Annotated in this window: 14 protein-coding genes and 4 tRNA genes; 15 read left to right on the top strand and 3 right to left on the bottom strand. The window is 63.5% G+C overall.

Annotated features, from left to right (window positions below; genetic code table 11):
- Positions 1-47: 47 nt before the first annotated feature.
- From truA to ACIP1G_RS23135, 14 genes are all read left to right on the top strand, one after another.
- Positions 48-908, top strand: coding sequence for a tRNA pseudouridine(38-40) synthase TruA (gene truA / locus ACIP1G_RS23200; RefSeq protein WP_346646165.1), 861 nt, complete (start codon positions 48-50; stop codon positions 906-908).
- Between the two features lie 61 nt (positions 909-969).
- Positions 970-1,590 (top strand): phosphoribosylanthranilate isomerase, encoded by a 621-nt coding sequence (locus ACIP1G_RS23195; protein ID WP_400741095.1) that lies wholly within the window; start codon positions 970-972, stop codon positions 1,588-1,590.
- Positions 1,591-1,812: 222 nt separating this feature from the next.
- Positions 1,813-2,706, top strand: a complete 894-nt coding sequence (gene accD / locus ACIP1G_RS23190) for an acetyl-CoA carboxylase, carboxyltransferase subunit beta (RefSeq protein ID WP_400741093.1) — start codon at positions 1,813-1,815, stop codon at positions 2,704-2,706.
- Positions 2,706-4,013: a bifunctional tetrahydrofolate synthase/dihydrofolate synthase gene (gene folC, locus ACIP1G_RS23185; RefSeq protein ID WP_400741092.1), complete on the top strand. Its 1,308-nt coding sequence runs from the start codon at positions 2,706-2,708 to the stop codon at positions 4,011-4,013. Before accD ends, folC begins: the two co-directional genes overlap by 1 nt.
- Positions 3,997-4,650 (top strand): SPOR domain-containing protein, encoded by a 654-nt coding sequence (locus ACIP1G_RS23180; protein WP_400741090.1) that lies wholly within the window; start codon positions 3,997-3,999, stop codon positions 4,648-4,650. The genes folC and ACIP1G_RS23180 overlap by 17 nt, the downstream gene beginning before the upstream one ends.
- A 316-nt stretch (positions 4,651-4,966) precedes the next feature.
- Positions 4,967-5,524, top strand: a complete 558-nt coding sequence (locus ACIP1G_RS23175) for a CvpA family protein (protein WP_086976206.1) — start codon at positions 4,967-4,969, stop codon at positions 5,522-5,524.
- A gap of 42 nt (positions 5,525-5,566) precedes the next feature.
- A complete protein-coding gene (gene purF / locus ACIP1G_RS23170; RefSeq protein WP_346646159.1) occupies positions 5,567-7,072 on the top strand; it encodes an amidophosphoribosyltransferase in 1,506 nt (501 codons plus the stop codon).
- A gap of 16 nt (positions 7,073-7,088) precedes the next feature.
- Positions 7,089-8,300: an O-succinylhomoserine sulfhydrylase gene (locus ACIP1G_RS23165; protein ID WP_400741088.1), complete on the top strand. Its 1,212-nt coding sequence runs from the start codon at positions 7,089-7,091 to the stop codon at positions 8,298-8,300.
- Positions 8,297-9,070, top strand: a complete 774-nt coding sequence (locus tag ACIP1G_RS23160) for an SDR family oxidoreductase (protein ID WP_400741087.1) — start codon at positions 8,297-8,299, stop codon at positions 9,068-9,070. Before ACIP1G_RS23165 ends, ACIP1G_RS23160 begins: the two co-directional genes overlap by 4 nt.
- Positions 9,071-9,290: 220 nt before the next feature.
- A tRNA-Val gene (locus ACIP1G_RS23155) sits at positions 9,291-9,366 on the top strand.
- Positions 9,367-9,431: 65 nt separating this feature from the next.
- Positions 9,432-9,508: transfer RNA gene (locus ACIP1G_RS23150), tRNA-Asp, on the top strand.
- A gap of 100 nt (positions 9,509-9,608) precedes the next feature.
- Positions 9,609-9,685: transfer RNA gene (locus tag ACIP1G_RS23145), tRNA-Asp, on the top strand.
- A gap of 141 nt (positions 9,686-9,826) precedes the next feature.
- Positions 9,827-9,903: transfer RNA gene (locus ACIP1G_RS23140), tRNA-Asp, on the top strand.
- Between the two features lie 200 nt (positions 9,904-10,103).
- Positions 10,104-10,934, top strand: coding sequence for a DUF2242 domain-containing protein (locus ACIP1G_RS23135; protein WP_400741085.1), 831 nt, complete (start codon positions 10,104-10,106; stop codon positions 10,932-10,934).
- Between the two features lie 335 nt (positions 10,935-11,269).
- Here the strand turns inward: ACIP1G_RS23135 and ACIP1G_RS23130 are convergent, their stop codons facing one another.
- The 3 genes from ACIP1G_RS23130 to ACIP1G_RS23120 all read right to left on the bottom strand — a co-directional run bounded on the left by ACIP1G_RS23130 (position 11,270) and on the right by ACIP1G_RS23120 (position 15,787).
- Entirely contained in the window at positions 11,270-12,310 is a 1,041-nt protein-coding gene (locus ACIP1G_RS23130; protein WP_400741084.1) for an AraC family transcriptional regulator, read from the bottom strand.
- Between the two features lie 4 nt (positions 12,311-12,314).
- Entirely contained in the window at positions 12,315-13,433 is a 1,119-nt protein-coding gene (locus ACIP1G_RS23125; RefSeq protein ID WP_400741083.1) for a nitrilase-related carbon-nitrogen hydrolase, read from the bottom strand.
- 116 nt (positions 13,434-13,549) lie between these two features.
- The gene (locus ACIP1G_RS23120) at positions 13,550-15,787 is read right to left on the bottom strand and encodes a TonB-dependent siderophore receptor (RefSeq protein WP_400741082.1); all 2,238 of its coding nucleotides are present in this window, start codon (positions 15,785-15,787) and stop codon (positions 13,550-13,552) included.
- 259 nt (positions 15,788-16,046) lie between these two features.
- On the opposite strand from ACIP1G_RS23120, the gene ACIP1G_RS23115 reads away from it, so the two are divergent.
- Positions 16,047-18,083 (top strand): FAD-dependent oxidoreductase, encoded by a 2,037-nt coding sequence (locus ACIP1G_RS23115; protein ID WP_400741080.1) that lies wholly within the window; start codon positions 16,047-16,049, stop codon positions 18,081-18,083.
- Positions 18,084-18,162 lie beyond the last annotated feature (79 nt).

Genomic DNA, 18,162 nt, shown 5'->3' with positions numbered 1-18,162 from the left:
GCCGTTGTCGTTATAATCCCCGCCATTCCGTACACCCCACAGGTTTCATGCTCTTGGACATCATCGACACCGCTGCCGCCGAATCTGCGGCCGAAGGCTACTCCCGCATCGCCCTGGGCGTGGAATACAAAGGCGCGCGCTACCGCGGCTGGCAGCGCCAGGCCAGTGGTGTGCCGAGTGTCCAGCAGGCTCTGGAAAAAGCGCTATCCACAGTCGCCAACGAGCCCATTTCGGTCATCTGCGCCGGGCGCACCGACGCCGGTGTGCACGGTTGCGGGCAGATCGTGCACTTCGACACCCGCGCCGTGCGCGATGAGCGCGCCTGGACCATGGGCACCAACTTCAACCTGCCCCATGACATCAGCGTGGTCTGGTCGCGGCCGATGCCGGCCGACTTCCATGCCCGCTTCAAGGCCTGTGCACGGCGCTACCGCTACGTCATCTACAACGACCCGATCCGCCCGGCGCACCTGGCCGAAGAAGTGACCTGGAACCACCGCCCGCTGGATGTCGAGCGCATGGCCGAAGCCGCGCAGTTCCTGCTCGGTACCCACGATTTCAGCGCCTTCCGCGCCAGCCAGTGCCAGGCCAAGTCGCCGATCAAGCACATCTACCACCTGCGCGTTACCCGCCACGGCCAGATGATCGTGCTGGACGTGCGCGCCACCGCCTTCCTGCACCATATGGTGCGTAACATTGCCGGTGTATTGATGACCATCGGCGCTGGCGAGCGGCCAGTGACCTGGGCGCGTGAAGTGCTGGAAGGGCGCAATCGCAGTGCGGGTGGGGTTACCGCGCACCCGTACGGGCTTTACCTGGTGCAGGTGGAGTACCCCGAGGAGTTTGCGCTGCCCAAGCGTTACATCGGCCCACACTTTTTGACCGGCTACGAGGCGTTGGCAGACTGACGGGCGAAATGTCATTTGCTAACATCCGGCCTTTCACCGTAAAAACCAGGGTTCGCTGTCCATGAGCAATGTTCGCAGCAAGATCTGCGGGATTACCCGCATCGAAGACGCACTGGCCGCTGCCGAAGCGGGTGCCGATGCCATCGGCTTCGTCTTCTATGCCAAGAGCCCGCGGGCCGTGGATGTGCGCCAGGCACGGGCGATCATCGCCGAGCTGCCGCCGTTCGTGACCACGGTCGGGCTGTTCGTCAACGCCTCGCGTTGCGAGCTGAACGAGATCCTCGAAGTGGTTCCGCTGGACCTGCTACAGTTCCACGGCGACGAAACCCCGCAGGACTGTGAAGGCTACCATCGCCCGTGGATCAAGGCCCTGCGTGTGCGTCCAGGCGACGACCTGGAGGCGGCCTGCCAGCTTTATGCCGGTGCCCGCGGCATTCTGCTGGACACCTATGTGCCCGGCATACCTGGGGGAACCGGTGAAGCGTTCGACTGGTCACTGGTACCGGCGCGTCTGAGCAAGCCCATCATCCTCGCGGGCGGGCTGTCGGCCGATAACGTCGGCCAGGCCATTGCCCAGGTACGGCCTTATGCGGTGGATGTCAGCGGTGGCGTCGAACAGGCCAAGGGCATCAAGGACGCAGCGAAGATCGAGGCGTTCATGCGCGCGGTGAAGCAGGCGTGATGGCAGATGTGACGGCTGGCTGCGCGCCATCGTCCATAGCTTTCGCAGCCCTGCGGGGCAGCCGCCTGTACCTGTGGCGGCAGAACAACACATTAGCGGTGGAGTGGCGCGCGGGTAGCCCCGGCGGCCGGTCCACCATCGTTTCATAAAAGATTTTGAGCTCAAGGGCAGGGCAGGGCCGGCGACACCGGCCCCCGCCTGCCAATACTGGAGAAAGAAAGCATGAGCAACTGGTTAGTCGACAAACTGATCCCTTCGATCATGCGTTCCGAGGTGAAGAAGAGCTCGGTGCCTGAAGGCCTGTGGCACAAGTGCCCGGCCTGCGAGGCCGTGCTGTATCGTCCGGAGCTGGAAAAGACCCTGGATGTCTGCCCCAAGTGCAACCACCACATGCGTATCGGTGCACGTGCGCGCATCGACATCTTCCTCGACGCCGAAGGCCGTGCCGAACTGGGCGCCGAGCTGGAGCCGGTCGACCGCCTGAAGTTCCGTGACGGCAAGAAGTACAAGGACCGCCTGACGGGTGCGCAGAAGCAGACCGGCGAGAAGGACGCGCTGATCTCCATGAGCGGCACCCTGATGGGCATGCCGATCGTGGTCAGCGCCTTCGAGTTCTCGTTCATGGGCGGCTCCATGGGTGCCATCGTTGGCGAGCGCTTCGTACGTGCGGCCAATTATGCCCTGGAGCACCGTTGCCCGATGGTCTGCTTCTCCGCCTCGGGCGGTGCGCGCATGCAGGAAGCGCTGATCTCGCTGATGCAGATGGCCAAGACCTCGGCCGTGCTGGCGCGCCTGCGTGAAGAAGGCATCCCGTTCATCTCGGTGCTGACCGACCCGGTTTATGGTGGTGTTTCCGCCAGTCTGGCCATGCTCGGCGACGTCATCGTCGGTGAGCCAAAGGCGCTGATCGGCTTTGCTGGCCCACGCGTGATCGAGCAGACCGTACGCGAGAAGCTGCCAGAAGGCTTCCAGCGCAGCGAGTTCCTGCTGGAGCACGGTGCCATCGACCTGATCATCTCCCGTGGCGAACTGCGCCCGCGTCTGGCCCGCCTGCTGGCGCAGATGACCGGCCAGGAAACACCGGAGCAAGCGCGTGAGGCGGCAGCCGTCGCGTGATGAAACAACGAACCCTGGGCGAATGGCTCGCCTACCTCGAGCAGTTGCACCCCTCGGCCATTGACATGGGCCTGGAGCGGTCGCAGAAGGTGCTTGCCCGGCTGGCGCTGGGCAAGCTGGCGCCACGTGTGGTGACGGTAACCGGCACCAACGGCAAGGGTTCAACCTGCGCCTTCGTGGCCTCGTTGCTGCGTGCCCAGGGGCTCAAGGTCGGCGTGTACAGCTCGCCGCACCTGTTGCGTTACAACGAGCGGGTGCTCATCGAAGGCCAAGAGGCCAGTGATGAGCGCCTGTGCGAAGCCTTCGCCGCCGTCGAGGCGGCCCGGGGCGAAATTTCCCTGACCTACTTCGAGATGGGCACGCTGGCCGCGTTCTGGTTGTTCTACCAGTCGCAGCTGGATGCCGTGGTGCTGGAAGTGGGCCTTGGTGGCCGCCTGGACACCGTGAACGTGGTGGATGCCGACCTGGCCCTGGTGACCAGCATCGGCGTCGACCATGTCGATTACCTGGGCGACACCCGCGAGCTGGTGGCCTTCGAAAAGGCCGGCATCTTCCGCCAGGGCAAGCCGGCCCTGTGCGGCGACCTCGACCCGCCACAGCCGTTGCTGGGCAAGGCTGCCGAACTGGCTGCGCCTTTGTTCCTGCGGGGTCGTGACTTCGACCTGGCCAGCGCCGAAGGCAGCTGGAGCTGGCGTGGTACTGCGGCGGATGGCGCTCGGGTAGAACTGCGTGACCTGCCATTGCTCGACCTGCCCATGGAAAACGCCACGCTGGCCTTGCAGGCCTATCTGCTGATGGGCCTGCCGTGGGATGCCGCGCAGGTTCGCCAGGCGCTGCTGGATACCCGCATCACCGGGCGCCTGGACCGCCGCCTGCTGAACTGGCAGGGTAAACCGGTGGAGCTGCTGCTGGATGTGGGGCACAACCCGCATGCGGCGCAGTACCTGGCCCGGCGCCTGGCGGCACGGCCGCTGAAGGGACGCCGCCTGGCAGTATTCGGTCTGCTCGCCGACAAGGACCTGGGCGGTGTTGTCGCGCCGCTGCAGGGCCTGGTCGACGACTGGGCCGTGGCGCCGCTGGACACCCCGCGTAGCCGCCCGGCTGCGGAGTTGGCCACGGCCTTGACGAACCTCGGTGCTGCGGTGAAGTCTTATGCCAGCGTCGACGCTGCCCTTGAGGGGCAGTGTGCGCAGGCGACGGCGGATGACCAGATCCTGCTGTTCGGTTCGTTTTTCTGTGTCGCCCAGGCGCTGGAATGGCTGGAGCGGCAGGCCCAGGAGGCTGGAGTAGATGGCAGTGCTGGATAAAGGGATGAAACAGCGCATGGTGGGTGCGCTGGTGCTGGTGGCGCTGGCGGTGATTTTCCTGCCGATGCTGTTCACCCGCGAGGACGAGATGCGCCAGGTGCACGTCGAAGCCCCGCAAGCGCCGGCCATGCCGAGCCTGCCGGAAGTGAGGGTGGAGCCGGTCGCCGTGCCGGAGCCACAGGTCATTCCAGATGAGCCGCAGCAGGCACCGGTGGTGGTCGACGAGGCCACCGCGCCAGCGAGCACGCCAAGCCAGCCGATCACCCCGTCGCCGCAAACCCAGGCGCAGGTGCAGCCGGCCAAGCCGCAGGCGCCCGCGCCCAAGGTCGAACCCAAGCCTGCTGCAACGCCAGCGGTAGCCAAGCCGGCAGCGCCATCGAAGATCGACGTCAATGGCCTGCCGGTCAGCTGGTCGATCCAGTTGGCCAGCCTGTCCAACCGTGCCGGTGCCGAAAAGCTCCAGCAAACCCTGCGCAGCCAAGGCTACAACGCCTATATCCGCACGGCGGGTGGCATGAACCGGGTGTACGTCGGGCCGCTGATCGAGCGCGCCGAGGCCGAGCGCATGCGTGACGCGATCAACCGCCAGAACAGCCTCAAAGGCTTTGTGGTGCGCTTCCAGCCAGAGCGCAGCTGATATCCCCGGGGCGGCTTTGCCGCCCATTCGCGGGTAAACCCGCTCCCACAGGTGCGATGCCGCCCCTTGGATCAGCCCAATCCCTGTGGGAGCGGGCAAGCCCGCGAAGCAGGCGCTGCGGTGGTTGGCACGGGCTGCGCCCGTGTTCGCGGGTGAACCCGCTCCCACAGGGATGGTGTTGCTGCAAGGTTCACGCAGAACCTGTGGGAGCGGGTTTACCCGCGAATGGCCGACCACCAATCCAACTGACATTCCGCTTACTCCCGGCCCGCTGCTCTGGTAAAATGCGCCGCCTCAAACGTCTGCAGGCAGCACCGTGGCATTTACCTTGGTTGATTGGGCGATCATCGCGATCATCGCCGTCTCCACACTGATCAGTCTCAAGCGCGGCTTCGTCAAGGAAGCCTTGTCCTTGCTCATCTGGATCATTGCCGGTGCGGTTGCCTGGATGTTCGGCGGTTCGCTGTCGGTGTATCTTGAAAGCTATATCCAGACGCCGTCGATGCGCGTCATCGCTGGCTGCGCCATTCTTTTCGTCGCCACCTTGCTGGTGGGGGCCATGGTCAACTTCCTCGTCGGCGAGCTGATCCGCGTGACCGGGTTGTCCGGTACCGATCGTTTCCTGGGCATGGCCTTCGGCGCCGCGCGCGGGGCTTTGCTGGTGGTGGTGGCCATCGGGCTGATCAGCCTGGGGCCGGTACAACAAGACACCTGGTGGCAGGAATCACGCCTGATACCACAATTTCTCTTGGTCGCCGACTGGTCGAAAAACCTGATCCTGGGTTTCACCGGCCAGTGGTCGCCCAGTGGGCTGATCAGCGCTCCAGCTGATCTTCCGTTCAAGGAACAGTTGCTCGGGCCGGCTAAGCCCTGAGCACTCTTCAATCAAGTTTCGTCAAAGTAGGGGTTGCGTCGCATGTGTGGCATCGTCGGTATCGTCGGTAAGTCGAACGTCAATCAGGCGCTGTATGACGCGCTTACGGTCCTCCAGCACCGCGGCCAGGACGCTGCCGGTATCGTGACCAGCCATGACGGCCGGTTGTTCCTGCGCAAGGATAATGGCCTGGTGCGCGACGTGTTCCAGCAGCGCCACATGCAGCGCCTGGTAGGCCACATGGGTATCGGCCACGTGCGCTACCCGACTGCGGGCAGCTCGACCTCGGCCGAGGCCCAGCCGTTCTACGTCAACTCGCCGTACGGCATCACCCTGGCGCACAACGGCAACCTGACCAACGTCGAGCAGCTGGCCAAGGAGATCTACGAGTCCGACCTGCGCCACGTCAACACCAACTCCGACTCGGAAGTGCTGCTGAACGTGTTCGCCCATGAGCTGGCGGTGCGCGGCAAGCTGCAGCCAACCGAAGAAGACGTGTTCGCTGCCGTTTCCCACGTGCACAGCCGCTGCGTTGGCGGTTACGCCGTGGTGGCGATGGTCACCGGCTACGGCATCGTCGGCTTCCGTGACCCGCACGGCATCCGCCCGGTGGTGTTCGGCCAGCGTCACACCGACGAAGGCGTGGAGTACATGATCGCCTCGGAAAGCGTGGCCCTGGACGTGCTCGGCTTCACCCTGATCCGCGACCTGGCGCCGGGCGAAGCGGTATACATCACCGAAGAAGGCCAGCTGTTCACCAAGCAGTGCGCCGAAGCGCCGAAGCTGCAACCGTGCATCTTTGAGCACGTCTACCTGGCCCGCCCGGACTCGATCATCGACGGTATTTCGGTGTACAAGGCCCGTCTGCGCATGGGTGAAAAGCTGGCTGACAAGATCATGCGCGAACGCCCTGAGCACGATATCGACGTGGTTATCCCGATCCCGGACACCAGCCGCACTGCCGCGCTGGAGCTGGCCAACCGCCTGGGTGTCAAGTTCCGTGAAGGCTTCGTCAAGAACCGTTACATCGGCCGTACCTTCATCATGCCCGGCCAGGCCGCACGCAAGAAATCGGTGCGCCAGAAGCTCAACGCCATCGAACTGGAGTTCCGCGGCAAGAACGTGATGCTGGTGGACGACTCGATCGTGCGCGGCACCACCTGCAAGCAGATCATCCAGATGGCCCGTGAAGCCGGTGCCAAGAATGTCTACTTCTGCTCCGCAGCCCCTGCGGTGCGCTACCCCAACGTCTACGGCATCGATATGCCGAGTGTTCACGAACTGATCGCCCACAATCGCACCACCGAACAGGTGGCCGAGTTGATTGGTGCCGACTGGCTGGTCTACCAGGACCTGCCAGACCTGATCGAATCGGTCGGTGGCGGCAAGATCAAGATCGACCACTTCGATTGCGCGGTATTCAATGGTGAGTACGTCACCGGCGATATCGACGAAGCCTACCTCGAGCGTATCGAGCAGGCCCGTAATGACCTGGCCAAGGTCAAGAACCAGGCGGTCAGCGCGATCATCGACCTCTACAACAACTGATTCAGGGAGCGACGGCATGACGGATCAATGGGATGCCGGGCGACTGGACAGCGACCTCGAGGGTGTCGGTTTCGACACCCTGGCGGTGCGCGCCGGTCAAAACCGTACACCGGAGGGCGAGCACAGCGAAGCGCTGTTCCTGACCTCCAGCTATGTGTTCCGCACGGCTGCCGACGCGGCCGCGCGCTTTGCCGGCGAAACGCCGGGCAACGTCTACTCGCGCTACACCAACCCGTCGGTGCGTGCCTTCGAGGAGCGCCTGGCGGCCATGGAAGGCGCCGAACAGGCCGTGGGTACCTCCACCGGCATGGCGGCAATCCTGGCTGTGGTCATGTCGCTGTGCAGCGCCGGTGACCACGTACTGGTATCGCAGAGCGTGTTTGGCTCAACCATCAGCCTGTTCGAAAAGTACTTCAAGCGCTTTGGCGTGCAGGTGGACTACGTGCCGCTGGTCGACCTCAGTGGCTGGGAAAAGGCCATCAAGGCCAACACCAAGCTGCTGATCGTCGAGTCGCCGTCCAACCCGCTGGCCGAACTGGTCGACATCACCGCGCTCAGCGAAATCGCCCATGCCCGCGGTGCCATGCTGGTGGTGGACAACTGCTTCAGCACCCCGGCGCTGCAGCAGCCGCTGAAGCTGGGTGCCGACATCGTGTTCCACTCGGCCACCAAGTTCATCGACGGCCAGGGCCGTTGCATGGGTGGCGTGGTTGCCGGCCGTGCCGAGCAGATGAAAGAAGTGGTGGGCTTCCTGCGTACGGCAGGCCCGACCCTCAGCCCGTTCAACGCCTGGATCTTCACCAAGGGTCTGGAAACCCTGCGCCTGCGCATGCGTGCGCACTGCGAAAGCGCCCAGGCCCTGGCCGAGTGGCTGGAGCAGCAGGACGGTATCGAGAAGGTGCATTACGCCGGCCTGCCGAGCCACCCGCAGCACGAACTGGCCAAGCGCCAGATGAGTGGCTTTGGTGCGGTGGTCAGCTTCGAGGTCAAGGGCGGCAAAGAGGGCGCCTGGCGCTTCATCGATGCCACCCGGGTGATTTCCATCACCACCAACCTGGGTGACAGCAAGACCACCATCGCCCACCCGGCCACCACCTCCCACGGCCGCCTGTCGCCGCAGGAGCGTGAAGCTGCAGGTATCCGCGACAGCCTGATCCGCGTAGCCGTGGGCCTGGAAGACGTGGCCGACCTGCAGGCCGACCTGGCGCGCGGGCTGGCGGCACTGTGATCGAAATTGGCGGCGCTGTGCCGGGCCACAACGGCCGGGTAGCCCTGGTGACCGGTGCCGCGCGCGGCATCGGCCTTGGCATTGCCGCCTGGCTGATCTGCGAAGGTTGGCAGGTGGTGCTCAGCGACCTTGACCGCCAACGCGGCGCCAAGGCGGCCAAGGCCCTGGGCGACAATGCCTGGTTCATTACCATGGACGTTGCCGACGAGGCCCAGGTCAGTGCCGGGGTGTCCGAGGTGCTGGGGCAGTTTGGCCGGCTGGACGCGCTGGTGTGCAACGCGGCCATCGCCAACCCGCACAACCAGACCCTGGAAAGCCTGAGCCTGGCCCAGTGGAACCGGGTGCTGGCGGTCAACCTCAACGGCCCGATGCTGCTGGCCAAGCACTGTGCGCCGTACTTGCGTGCGCACAATGGGGCGATCGTCAACCTGACCTCCACCCGGGCGCGGCAGTCCGAGCCCGACACCGAGGCCTATGCGGCGAGCAAGGGCGGCCTGGTGGCCTTGACCCATGCCTTGGCCATGAGCCTGGCCCCGGAGATCCGTGTGAACGCGGTGAGCCCGGGCTGGATCGACGCGCGTGACCCGTCACAGCGGCGTGCCGAGCCGTTGACCGAAGCCGACCACGCCCAGCACCCGACGGGCAGGGTAGGGACGGTGGAGGATGTAGCGGCGATGGTGGCCTGGCTGTTGTCGCGCCAGGCGGCGTTCGTCACCGGCCAGGAGTTTGTGGTCGATGGCGGCATGACCCGCAAGATGATCTACACCTGAGCACCTTGTTTATCCTGTGCTGGCCTCTTCGCGGGTAAACCCGCTCCTACAAGGGTATGCGCTCGTTGTAGGAGCAGGTTTACCCGCGAAGAGGCCGGCACAGGCAGCCACAAAAATTTTGCCTTTTTTGAAAAAAATTCAATGGGGCTATTGACTTAGCTTCGCCATCTGCGTAAATTTCGCGGCCTCAGCGAAGCAAACGCAACAAGCAACATCGCGAGGGTGATTAGCTCAGCCGGGAGAGCATCTGCCTTACAAGCAGAGGGTCGGCGGTTCGATCCCGTCATCACCCACCACTTCCTGAGATGTTCCTGCCGCTATAGGTTCGCAAGAAGCCGATAGCCAGAGAGGAACGCACTGCGCAGCGGTAGTTCAGTCGGTTAGAATACCGGCCTGTCACGCCGGGGGTCGCGGGTTCGAGTCCCGTCCGCTGCGCCATTTTTCAGTAACAGATGGGTGCCTGGCACCGGTCTGAAGCCACAAGGCAATTTGCCTTGGGCTGATCCCAGTTTCAATCAGGCGCAAGCCTGAACGATACGCAGCGGTAGTTCAGTCGGTTAGAATACCGGCCTGTCACGCCGGGGGTCGCGGGTTCGAGTCCCGTCCGCTGCGCCATCTTCGTTTCAAGGTCCCTAGAACACCTTGAAGCAAACACAAGAGAAGCGATCACGTTATCGCTTTTTTTGTGCCTGCCCTGAGGCCATCGCGCCGGAAGGGTAGACCCAGGTTTCAATCGGGCGCAAGCCTGAATGATACGCAGCGGTAGTTCAGTCGGTTAGAATACCGGCCTGTCACGCCGGGGGTCGCGGGTTCGAGTCCCGTCCGCTGCGCCATCTTCGCCTCAAGGCCCCTTGAACGCCTTGAAGCAACGAGAAAGCGACCTTAGGGTCGCTTTTTTCGTTTCTACGCCTGGTAACTACTCGCCTTTACCCAGTTTTACATCAACCTGACAGACTCTTCACCGACCAGCGGTTCCAGCGCCGGCCTGCTGTGTTGCACAATAGGCACTCTCTCGACATACCCGGAATTCGCAATGACCAGATCTTCCGTCTTTGGTGCGCTCGGGCTGGCCCTGGTGCTGGCGGGCGTGACCGGTTGTTCCTCAAAAAAAGCCGCCGTTTACGAGCACGAGAACTTCGATGACTCGGGCACTTTCTCGCGCAGCTTTCCGGTGAGCGATGCTGGCTCTTGCGAGGCCGCCCGGCGTGCCTTGCTCAGCCAGGGCTACATCATCACCAGCAGCGGTGCCAACCAGGTGGTGGGCAACAAGAGCTTCCAGCAGAACAGCGAGAACCACCTGCAGATCAGCTTCAACGTTACCTGCGCGCCGGATGTGAGTGACGAGCAGCGCTCGACCATGTTCGCCAACGCCCTGCAGGACCGCTACGCACTGAAAAAGTCCAACACCTCCGCCAGTCTGGGCGTGGGGGTGTTGGGGTCGTTATCGATGCCGATCGGCTCCAGTGATGACTCGATGGTAAAGGTGGCTAGCGAGACAGTGACGGCTACGCAGTTCTATGACCGCTATTTCGCCCTGGTGGAGAGCTACCTGCCCAAGCCGAAGAAGGTGAGCAAGGCCAAGACAGAGGCGCCCAAGGCTGAAAAGCCGGCGGTTGACCTGGGGCTGCCAGAACAGGCTGCGGCGAACCCGGTGGCACCGGCGCCAGCCCCAGCGGCGGCTGCTGTGGCCGAAGTTGCGCCAGCGCCTGCGGCTGTTGCCCCGGCCAGTGAAGCGGCAGCGGCGCCTGTGGTGGATGACAGCCAGGGTTCGCAGCCGGTGGCGCCACCGGTAGAGGCAGCGCCGATTCAGGTGCAGCAGGATGCGCAGCCGGCCGAGAGCGCGTCCTCCTCCCCCGCCCTTTGATTGGTTGCCTGTGCCGGCCCCTTCGCGGGTAAACCCGCTCCTACAGGAGGCCCGCGTACTTATGTAGGAGCGGGTTCACCCGCGAAAGGGCCGGTACAGGCTAAACACATCCCTTGTAACAGACGCCCGGCGATAACTTCCTAAACACCTGCTACGTTTACCACTCATAAGCTTGTCATCATTCCTTCATGCCACCTGCTTAGCTTGAAGGCGACACCTACGAAGACAAAATGAGAAAGAGGACGCAGGGCTATGGATGAATACCAGGAAGAACTACTCGAAACCCAGGCTTACGAACTGGACACCCCGGAACCGGCCGACGACGCCACCGAGCTTTAGCCCGCCTGCCGCTGGCTGCGGCGGAACTCTCCCGGCGTAAGGCGCGTCCAGCGCTTGAACGCGCGCTGGAAGGCCTCGGCCGATGCAAACCCCAACAGATAGGCAACTTCGCCAAAGGCCAGCTCCGTATCACGGATGTAGGTCTCGGCCAGGTCGCGCCGGGTTTCGTTGAGCAAATCGCGAAAACCCGTGCCTTCCTCGGCCAGCTTGCGGCGCAAGGTCCAGGTCGGTAGCTGCAGGTGCAGCGCCACTTCTTCCAGGTCCGGTTCACGGCCGCCATTGAGCAGCGGGCCCAGCAAATGGGTAATGCGTTCGCCCAGGCTGCGCACCCGCGTACGCTGAAGCATTTCCGCCTCGCACAACTGCAGCAGGTGCTGCCAGGTGCTCGGGCAATGCCGCGGGTTGGCCAGTTGCAGGGTGGCGCGGCTCAGGCGCAGCTGGTTGTCGCCGGCGCCGAACTGCACGGGCGAGCTGCACAGCGCTTGGTAGTGTGCGGCATAGGCGGGTGCGGCAAATTCGATTTCCAGGCGTTCGGCCTGCACCGCCGTACCGGCCAGGTCGGCCAGTTGCGCCAGCCAGCCGGCAAGCAGTGAATCGACTACAAACCGGTTGTAGGCGTTGTAGGGGCTGATGGAGTAGAAGCGCAGCCAGGCACCGTGGGCATCTTCCTGAAAGCTGCAATGGCCACGGTAGTTGGCTGCATACAATGGTTCGAAGCGCAGAAGGGTACGCGCTGCTTCGCCCAGGGTGGGGGCCTGGGCGGCGGTGACCCCGGCCAGGCCGGCGTGTGCCAGGCGGCTCAAGCGCCCCATGTGAAGGCCAAGCGCGGCCTCACCGCACAGTTCGATGGCGGCATGGCCCAGGTGCATATAGCGGGGGATCGACAAGCGTGCGCCGGCTTCGCCCAAGCGTGCGGCATCCAGGCCATAGCGGCGCAGTAGCGGATCGGGGTCGTGGCCAAGTTCGCGCAGGGCTTCGCTCAGCGGCTGGACAAAGCCAACCGACAAGTCGCCCAGGCGCACGCGGGGACGGGCCATGGGCTTATAGCCACAGGTTCAGCAGGCGGGCGCCAGGGCTAGGGGTACCCGCCAGCAAATCGCCGCCCTGGCGGGCAAAGCCCTGGCCGTCGCTGCCCTGTTCCCAGAATTGCCCGCGCATGAATACACTCATGCTGCTGACACCGGCCCCGGCCGCCTCGGTCAGGCGTTGCCAGGCCGCCTGTTCGCTGACTTCACCGCGCTGCAAGGCCAGCCCGGCGCTGGCGTCCTGATGGCGATTGCCGCGCCATGGTGCTTGCCAGCTGCCCTTGCCGCTGAGGAATACCGGGTTGGCGACCAGTTCTACCGCTTGTTGTGCCAGTTGCTGGTGGTTTTCCGGGTACCAGCTGTCACTGCCTACCAGCACACCCAGGCGCCCGGCCGGGGTTTGCACGACTTGCAGCGGGTGCTGGCGGCCGTCGTGGACGTAGCGGCGCATTTCGCTGTCGGGGAACTGCTGGCGTTGTGGTTGACCCAGCAGCGAACCGTCGCCGGCAAACACCACGCTGCTGTTGAATAGCGGCCCACGGCCGGCATGCAGCACGCCCTGTTTCACATAAGGTTCGGGCAGCACGATCGAGCCGGCCACCAGGGTGACGCCAAATTCCTTGGCCAGGCCACCGAACAATTGCTGGTAGTCCGCAGCCATCTGCTCGGCCTTCATGCGCAGGTGCGCGTCGGCGCGCCAGTCTTCGCCGTTGGCGCTGAACATGGCCAGGCCATAGCGCAGCGGGTTGCTCAGCTCCAGCCATTGCAGGGCCTCGCTGCTTTGCGTGACCTGGTACAGCTCGTTCTTTTCGCCGCGCGCCCACAGCCAGGTGCCAATGTGTTCCGGCAGTACCACCACCGTGCGCGGGCCCACCAGCCCCTGGCTGCGCGCCTGCTCCAGGTAGGCGGCGAGCTTGCGGTGCAAGCGTTGCAGGTTCTGGTAGTCGCCTGGGTACAGCAGCGGTTCGACGCCCAACAGGTTGCCGTGCTCGCCCGGCACGCCATGGTTCAGTGCCAGTTCGATACGCAGGTCGGACAGGTAATGGCCTTCCGGGCGCTGCTGGGTCCAGAAACCGTAGCCACAGAGGGCGGCAAGGAACACCAGCGCCAGGGCGCCAGCAAGCAATTTTCGCATTGAACCGTGTCTATTCAGTTGGAACTGTGACAAGGGTACGAGCAAACCGGCGCCGAGCGGAAGGTCAATTGTGCGATTTGGTTGTACCGGGGCCGCAACCGGCCCCGGCGACGGTGTCAGAATTTGCCGCTCAGGCTGACCAGGAAGCTGCGCGGCTCACCATACAGGTTGCCATAGCCGGTCGAAGACACGGTGCTGTAGTAGGTTTTGTCGAACAGGTTGTTGGCGTTCAGGGCCAGCGTCCAGTGCTCGTCCAGATCGTACGCGGCACGCGCCGAGTAGATGGCGTAGCCGCTTTCCACGAAGGAGTAGTCCAGTGATTCGCTACCGCCCAAAGGTACCACGGTGCCCGACTCGCTGTGCTCGCTCTGGGCGATCACCCCGGCGCCAAGGCTCAGTGCCGGCAGGCGCTGGAAGCGGTAGTCGGTCCACAGTTTGAACAGGTGGCGCGGGGTATGGGTGCTGAAGCGGGCATCGCCTTCACGCTTGTTCTCGTTGGCGTTGTAGGTATAGCCCAACGCCACTTGCATTCCTGGGAACACTTCGCCGTTCAGTTCGATTTCGAAGCCTTGGCTCAGCTGGTACCCATTGCCGACATAGCAGCAGGAGGTGACCGACCCCCACTGACGTGGGTAGTTCGGATCAACCTGGCCCTCACCTTTTTTCTCGATGCGGTACAAGGCGAAGCTGGCCAACAGCCTGCCGTCAGCCAGTTCCTGCTTGATGCCGACCTCGTAGTTGGTGCCGGTCAACGGCTCCAGGGCCTTGCTGCCCGGTGGCGGGCCTTGCAGCTTGGTAGCCTGCGACTTGTAGATCTCGGCGTGGCTGGCATACAGGCTGGTGGTTTCGCTGAGGTCGTAGACGATGCCGTAGTACGGCACGAACTGGCGGTCCTCATCAATGGAGTTGAGCTTCTGGCCATTGGCACCGACATACTCGGTGTCTTCCATGAGCGTATAGCGGCCACCGATGATCAACGACAGGTCGTCCACAGGGCGGATGCGCAGCGAGGTATAAGCCCCTGCCTTGCGCACATCGGTGCTGGTGTCTGGGAAGTTCTCCGCCGTGGGGAAGTGGTCCGGCAGGGTTGGCGAGAAGATCAGGTCGTCGTAAAGGAAGTTCCAGTAGCTGCCGCCACGGCTTTTCAGCTTGCTGCCGTCCACCCCCACGGTCAGGTCGTGCATATGGCCGAACGCGTCGAACGAGCCTTGCAGGTTCAGGTCCAGGGTGGTGTTGGTAGTTTTGAAATCATGCTGGTTGTTCCACCACGAGCCGCCGGTGCCGGTGGCCGGGTCGATGGGGTTTTCCAGCTCAACTACGTTCTGCGCGTTGCGGTTGATGTTGTGGCGCACATTGGCCACGGCTTTCCAGTTGTCGCTCAGTTGCTGGTCCAGGCGGGCGAATACCGTGGTGTTCTCGATATCGTTCCAGCTCCAGGGCGTGGTGAGGTTAGTGCTGCGTGGTAGCCCCAGGTCGCTACCGTCGGAGAAGCGTCCCAGCGTGTTGCGTACGCCATTGAGGTCGTCGCGCTGGTGGCTGGCGCCGAAGAACAGCAGGGTATCATCGCTGGCATCGAACTCGAACGACACATAATTGAGGTTGCGTTTCTTGTGGTCGTAGTCGACGAAGTTATGTTTGTCTTCAAGCACGCCTACATAGCGCCCCCGCAGACGTCCGTCCATTGCCAAGGGGCCGGTTACATCGAATTCGCCGCGGTAGTTGTCCCAGCTGCCGGCCGAGGTCAGGGTTTTTACCTGCGGCTGCGCCAGCGGGCGCTTGTAGCTGAAGTTGATCACGCCGCCCGGTTCACCTGCGCCGTACAAACCGTCGGCACCCCGCAACAAGCCGACACTGTCGAACTGGGCAAGGTCCTCGTAGCGGCTGCTGTCGAGCATGCTGGATGTCGCGCCGCCTTCGTAGCGCACATCGTTGATTTCGAAACCTCGTGACACATAGGTGTTCTTGGCCCACGCCTCCTTGCGGGTAACTCCCGTCATCTGGTTCATCACCTGGTCCATGTTGCGCAATTGCTGGTCCTGCAGGCGCTGATCGGTGATGACAGTTACCGATTGTGGGATTTCGCGCAGTTTCTGCGGCCCCTTGCCGCCCATGGTGGTGGTGCCCGGCGCATAGCTGCCGGTGTTTTCCGTGCTGGCGCCCAGCCATTGGCTTTCGACGTTGGTGGCGGACAGCTCCAATGGGGGTGATACGTGTTTGCCGCCGTCCTTGGCAGCCTCCTGTGTCGTCGGGTCCAGCGTTTCGGCGCGCAGTACGCCAGTTGGCAGTGCTGCGGCGACGCCGAGGCACAGGTGCAGCGACAGGGGAGACAGCCGGGTGAGGCGGGTTTTGACCATGAAGGCAGCATCCAGTTGGTATTTATTGTCGGATGCGAATTATTTACATTTGATTTACGTTTTCAATACGCGCATGAAAATATTTTTACAATTCATGACGTAGCGTGAGGTTTTTCTGTTCGTTCTGATCATTAACTTGTCAGTTTCAATCATTGAGTCAATTCAAACGGCTGTTTAATGTCGCTGACAGACAAACGACGGGGCCCGCCGGCCGGTGAGGCGCCCGCATTCCGTGATCACGCCACCTGGGGACCTATCCATGGCCGCCGACCGCTACCCGCACCTGCTCGCTCCGCTGGATCTGGGCTTCACTACCCTGCGCAACCGCACCCTGATGGGCTCGATGCACACCGGCCTTGAGGAGCGCCCCGGCGGCTTCGAGCGCATGGCCGCGTACTTTGCCGAGCGCGCCCGTGGCGGTGTCGGCCTGATGGTCACCGGCGGTATCGCGCCCAACGATGAAGGCGGGGTGTATTCCGGCGCGGCCAAGCTCAGCACCGAGGAAGAGGCCGACAAGCACCGTATTGTCACCGAGGCAGTGCACGCTGCCGGTGGCAAGATCTGCCTGCAGATCCTGCATGCCGGGCGCTATGCCTACAGCCCACGGCAGGTGGCACCTAGCGCGATCCAGGCGCCGATCAACCCGTTCAAACCCAAGGAGCTGGACGAGGCGGGCATCGAGAAGCAGATTGCCGACTTCGTCAATTGCGCGGTACTGGCCCAGCGCGCGGGTTACGACGGCGTCGAGATCATGGGTTCGGAAGGCTACTTCATCAACCAGTTCCTCGCCGCCCACACCAACCAGCGTACCGACCGCTGGGGCGGCAGCTACGAAAACCGCATGCGCCTGGCGGTGGAAATCGTCAGCCGGGTGCGTGGCGCGGTAGGGCCGAACTTCATCATCATCTTCCGCCTGTCGATGCTCGACCTGGTCGAGGGCGGTAGCACCTGGGACGAAATCGAGCTGCTGGCCAAGGCCATCGAGCAGGCCGGTGCCACCCTGATCAATACCGGCATCGGCTGGCACGAAGCGCGTATCCCGACCATCGCCACCAAGGTGCCGCGTGCGGCGTTCAGCAAGGTCACCGCCAAGCTGCGTGGCGTGGTGAACATTCCGCTGATCACCACCAATCGTATCAACACCCCGGAAGTTGCCGAAACGGTGCTGGCTGAGGGCGATGCCGACATGGTCTCGATGGCCCGGCCGTTCCTGGCCGACCCGGATTTCGTCAACAAGGCCGCTGCCGGTCGCGCGGATGAAATCAACACCTGCATCGGCTGCAACCAGGCCTGCCTGGACCACACCTTCGGCGGCAAGCTGACCAGCTGCCTGGTCAACCCGCGTGCCTGCCATGAAACCGAGCTCAACTACCTGCCGGTACGTGCGGTGAAGCGCATTGCCGTGGTCGGTGCCGGCCCGGCCGGCCTGGCCGCTGCCACCGTTGCAGCAGAGCGCGGCCATACTGTGACCCTGTTCGACGGTGCCAATGAAATTGGTGGGCAGTTCAATGTGGCCAAGCGGGTGCCGGGCAAGGAAGAGTTCTTTGAAACCCTGCGTTACTTCCGCAAGAAGGTGGAAAGCACAGGCGTTGACCTGCGCCTGAATACCCGCGTGAATGTGCAGACATTGGTGGATGGCGGTTACGACGAAATCATCCTGGCCACCGGTATTGCCCCGCGTACCCCGGCCATTCCTGGTGTCGAGCATGCCAAGGTGCTCAGCTACCTGGATGTGCTGCTTGAGCGCAAGCCAGTGGGCAAGGCGGTGGCGGTGATCGGCGCGGGTGGCATCGGCTTTGACGTTTCCGAGTACCTGGTGCATGAAGGGCTGGCCACCAGCCAGGACCGTGAGGCGTTCTGGAAGGAGTGGGGCATCGATACCCAGCTTGAGGCCCGCGGTGGCGTGGCCGGGATCAAGGCCGAGCCGCATGCCCCGGCGCGTCAGGTGTTCCTGCTGCAGCGCAAGAAATCCAAGGTGGGTGACGGCCTGGGCAAGACCACTGGCTGGATCCACCGTACCGGGTTGAAGAACAAGCGGGTGCAGATGCTGAACAGTGTCGAGTACCTGGGCATCGACGACGCCGGGTTGCATATTCGCGTGTGTGAGGGTGAGCCACAGGTGCTGGTGGTGGATAACGTGGTGATCTGTGCCGGGCAGGAGCCGCTGCGCGGACTGCAGGACGGGCTGGTGGCGGCGGGGCAGTCGGTGCACCTGATTGGTGGCGCCGATGTAGCGGCCGAGCTGGATGCCAAGCGGGCGATCAACCAAGGTTCGAGATTGGCGGCTGAGCTCTGAGATTGCCGGGGCCGCTGCGGGGCCCTGTGGGAGCGGGTTCACCCGCGAAGAATCCAACACGGTGTATGGCACCGGCTTT

Source organism: Pseudomonas sp. NPDC089392, assembly GCF_044749595.1.
Classification (GTDB): domain Bacteria; phylum Pseudomonadota; class Gammaproteobacteria; order Pseudomonadales; family Pseudomonadaceae; genus Aquipseudomonas.
Note: the sequence above shows the minus strand (reverse complement) of the source record. Positions and strands in the feature narration are given on the sequence as shown.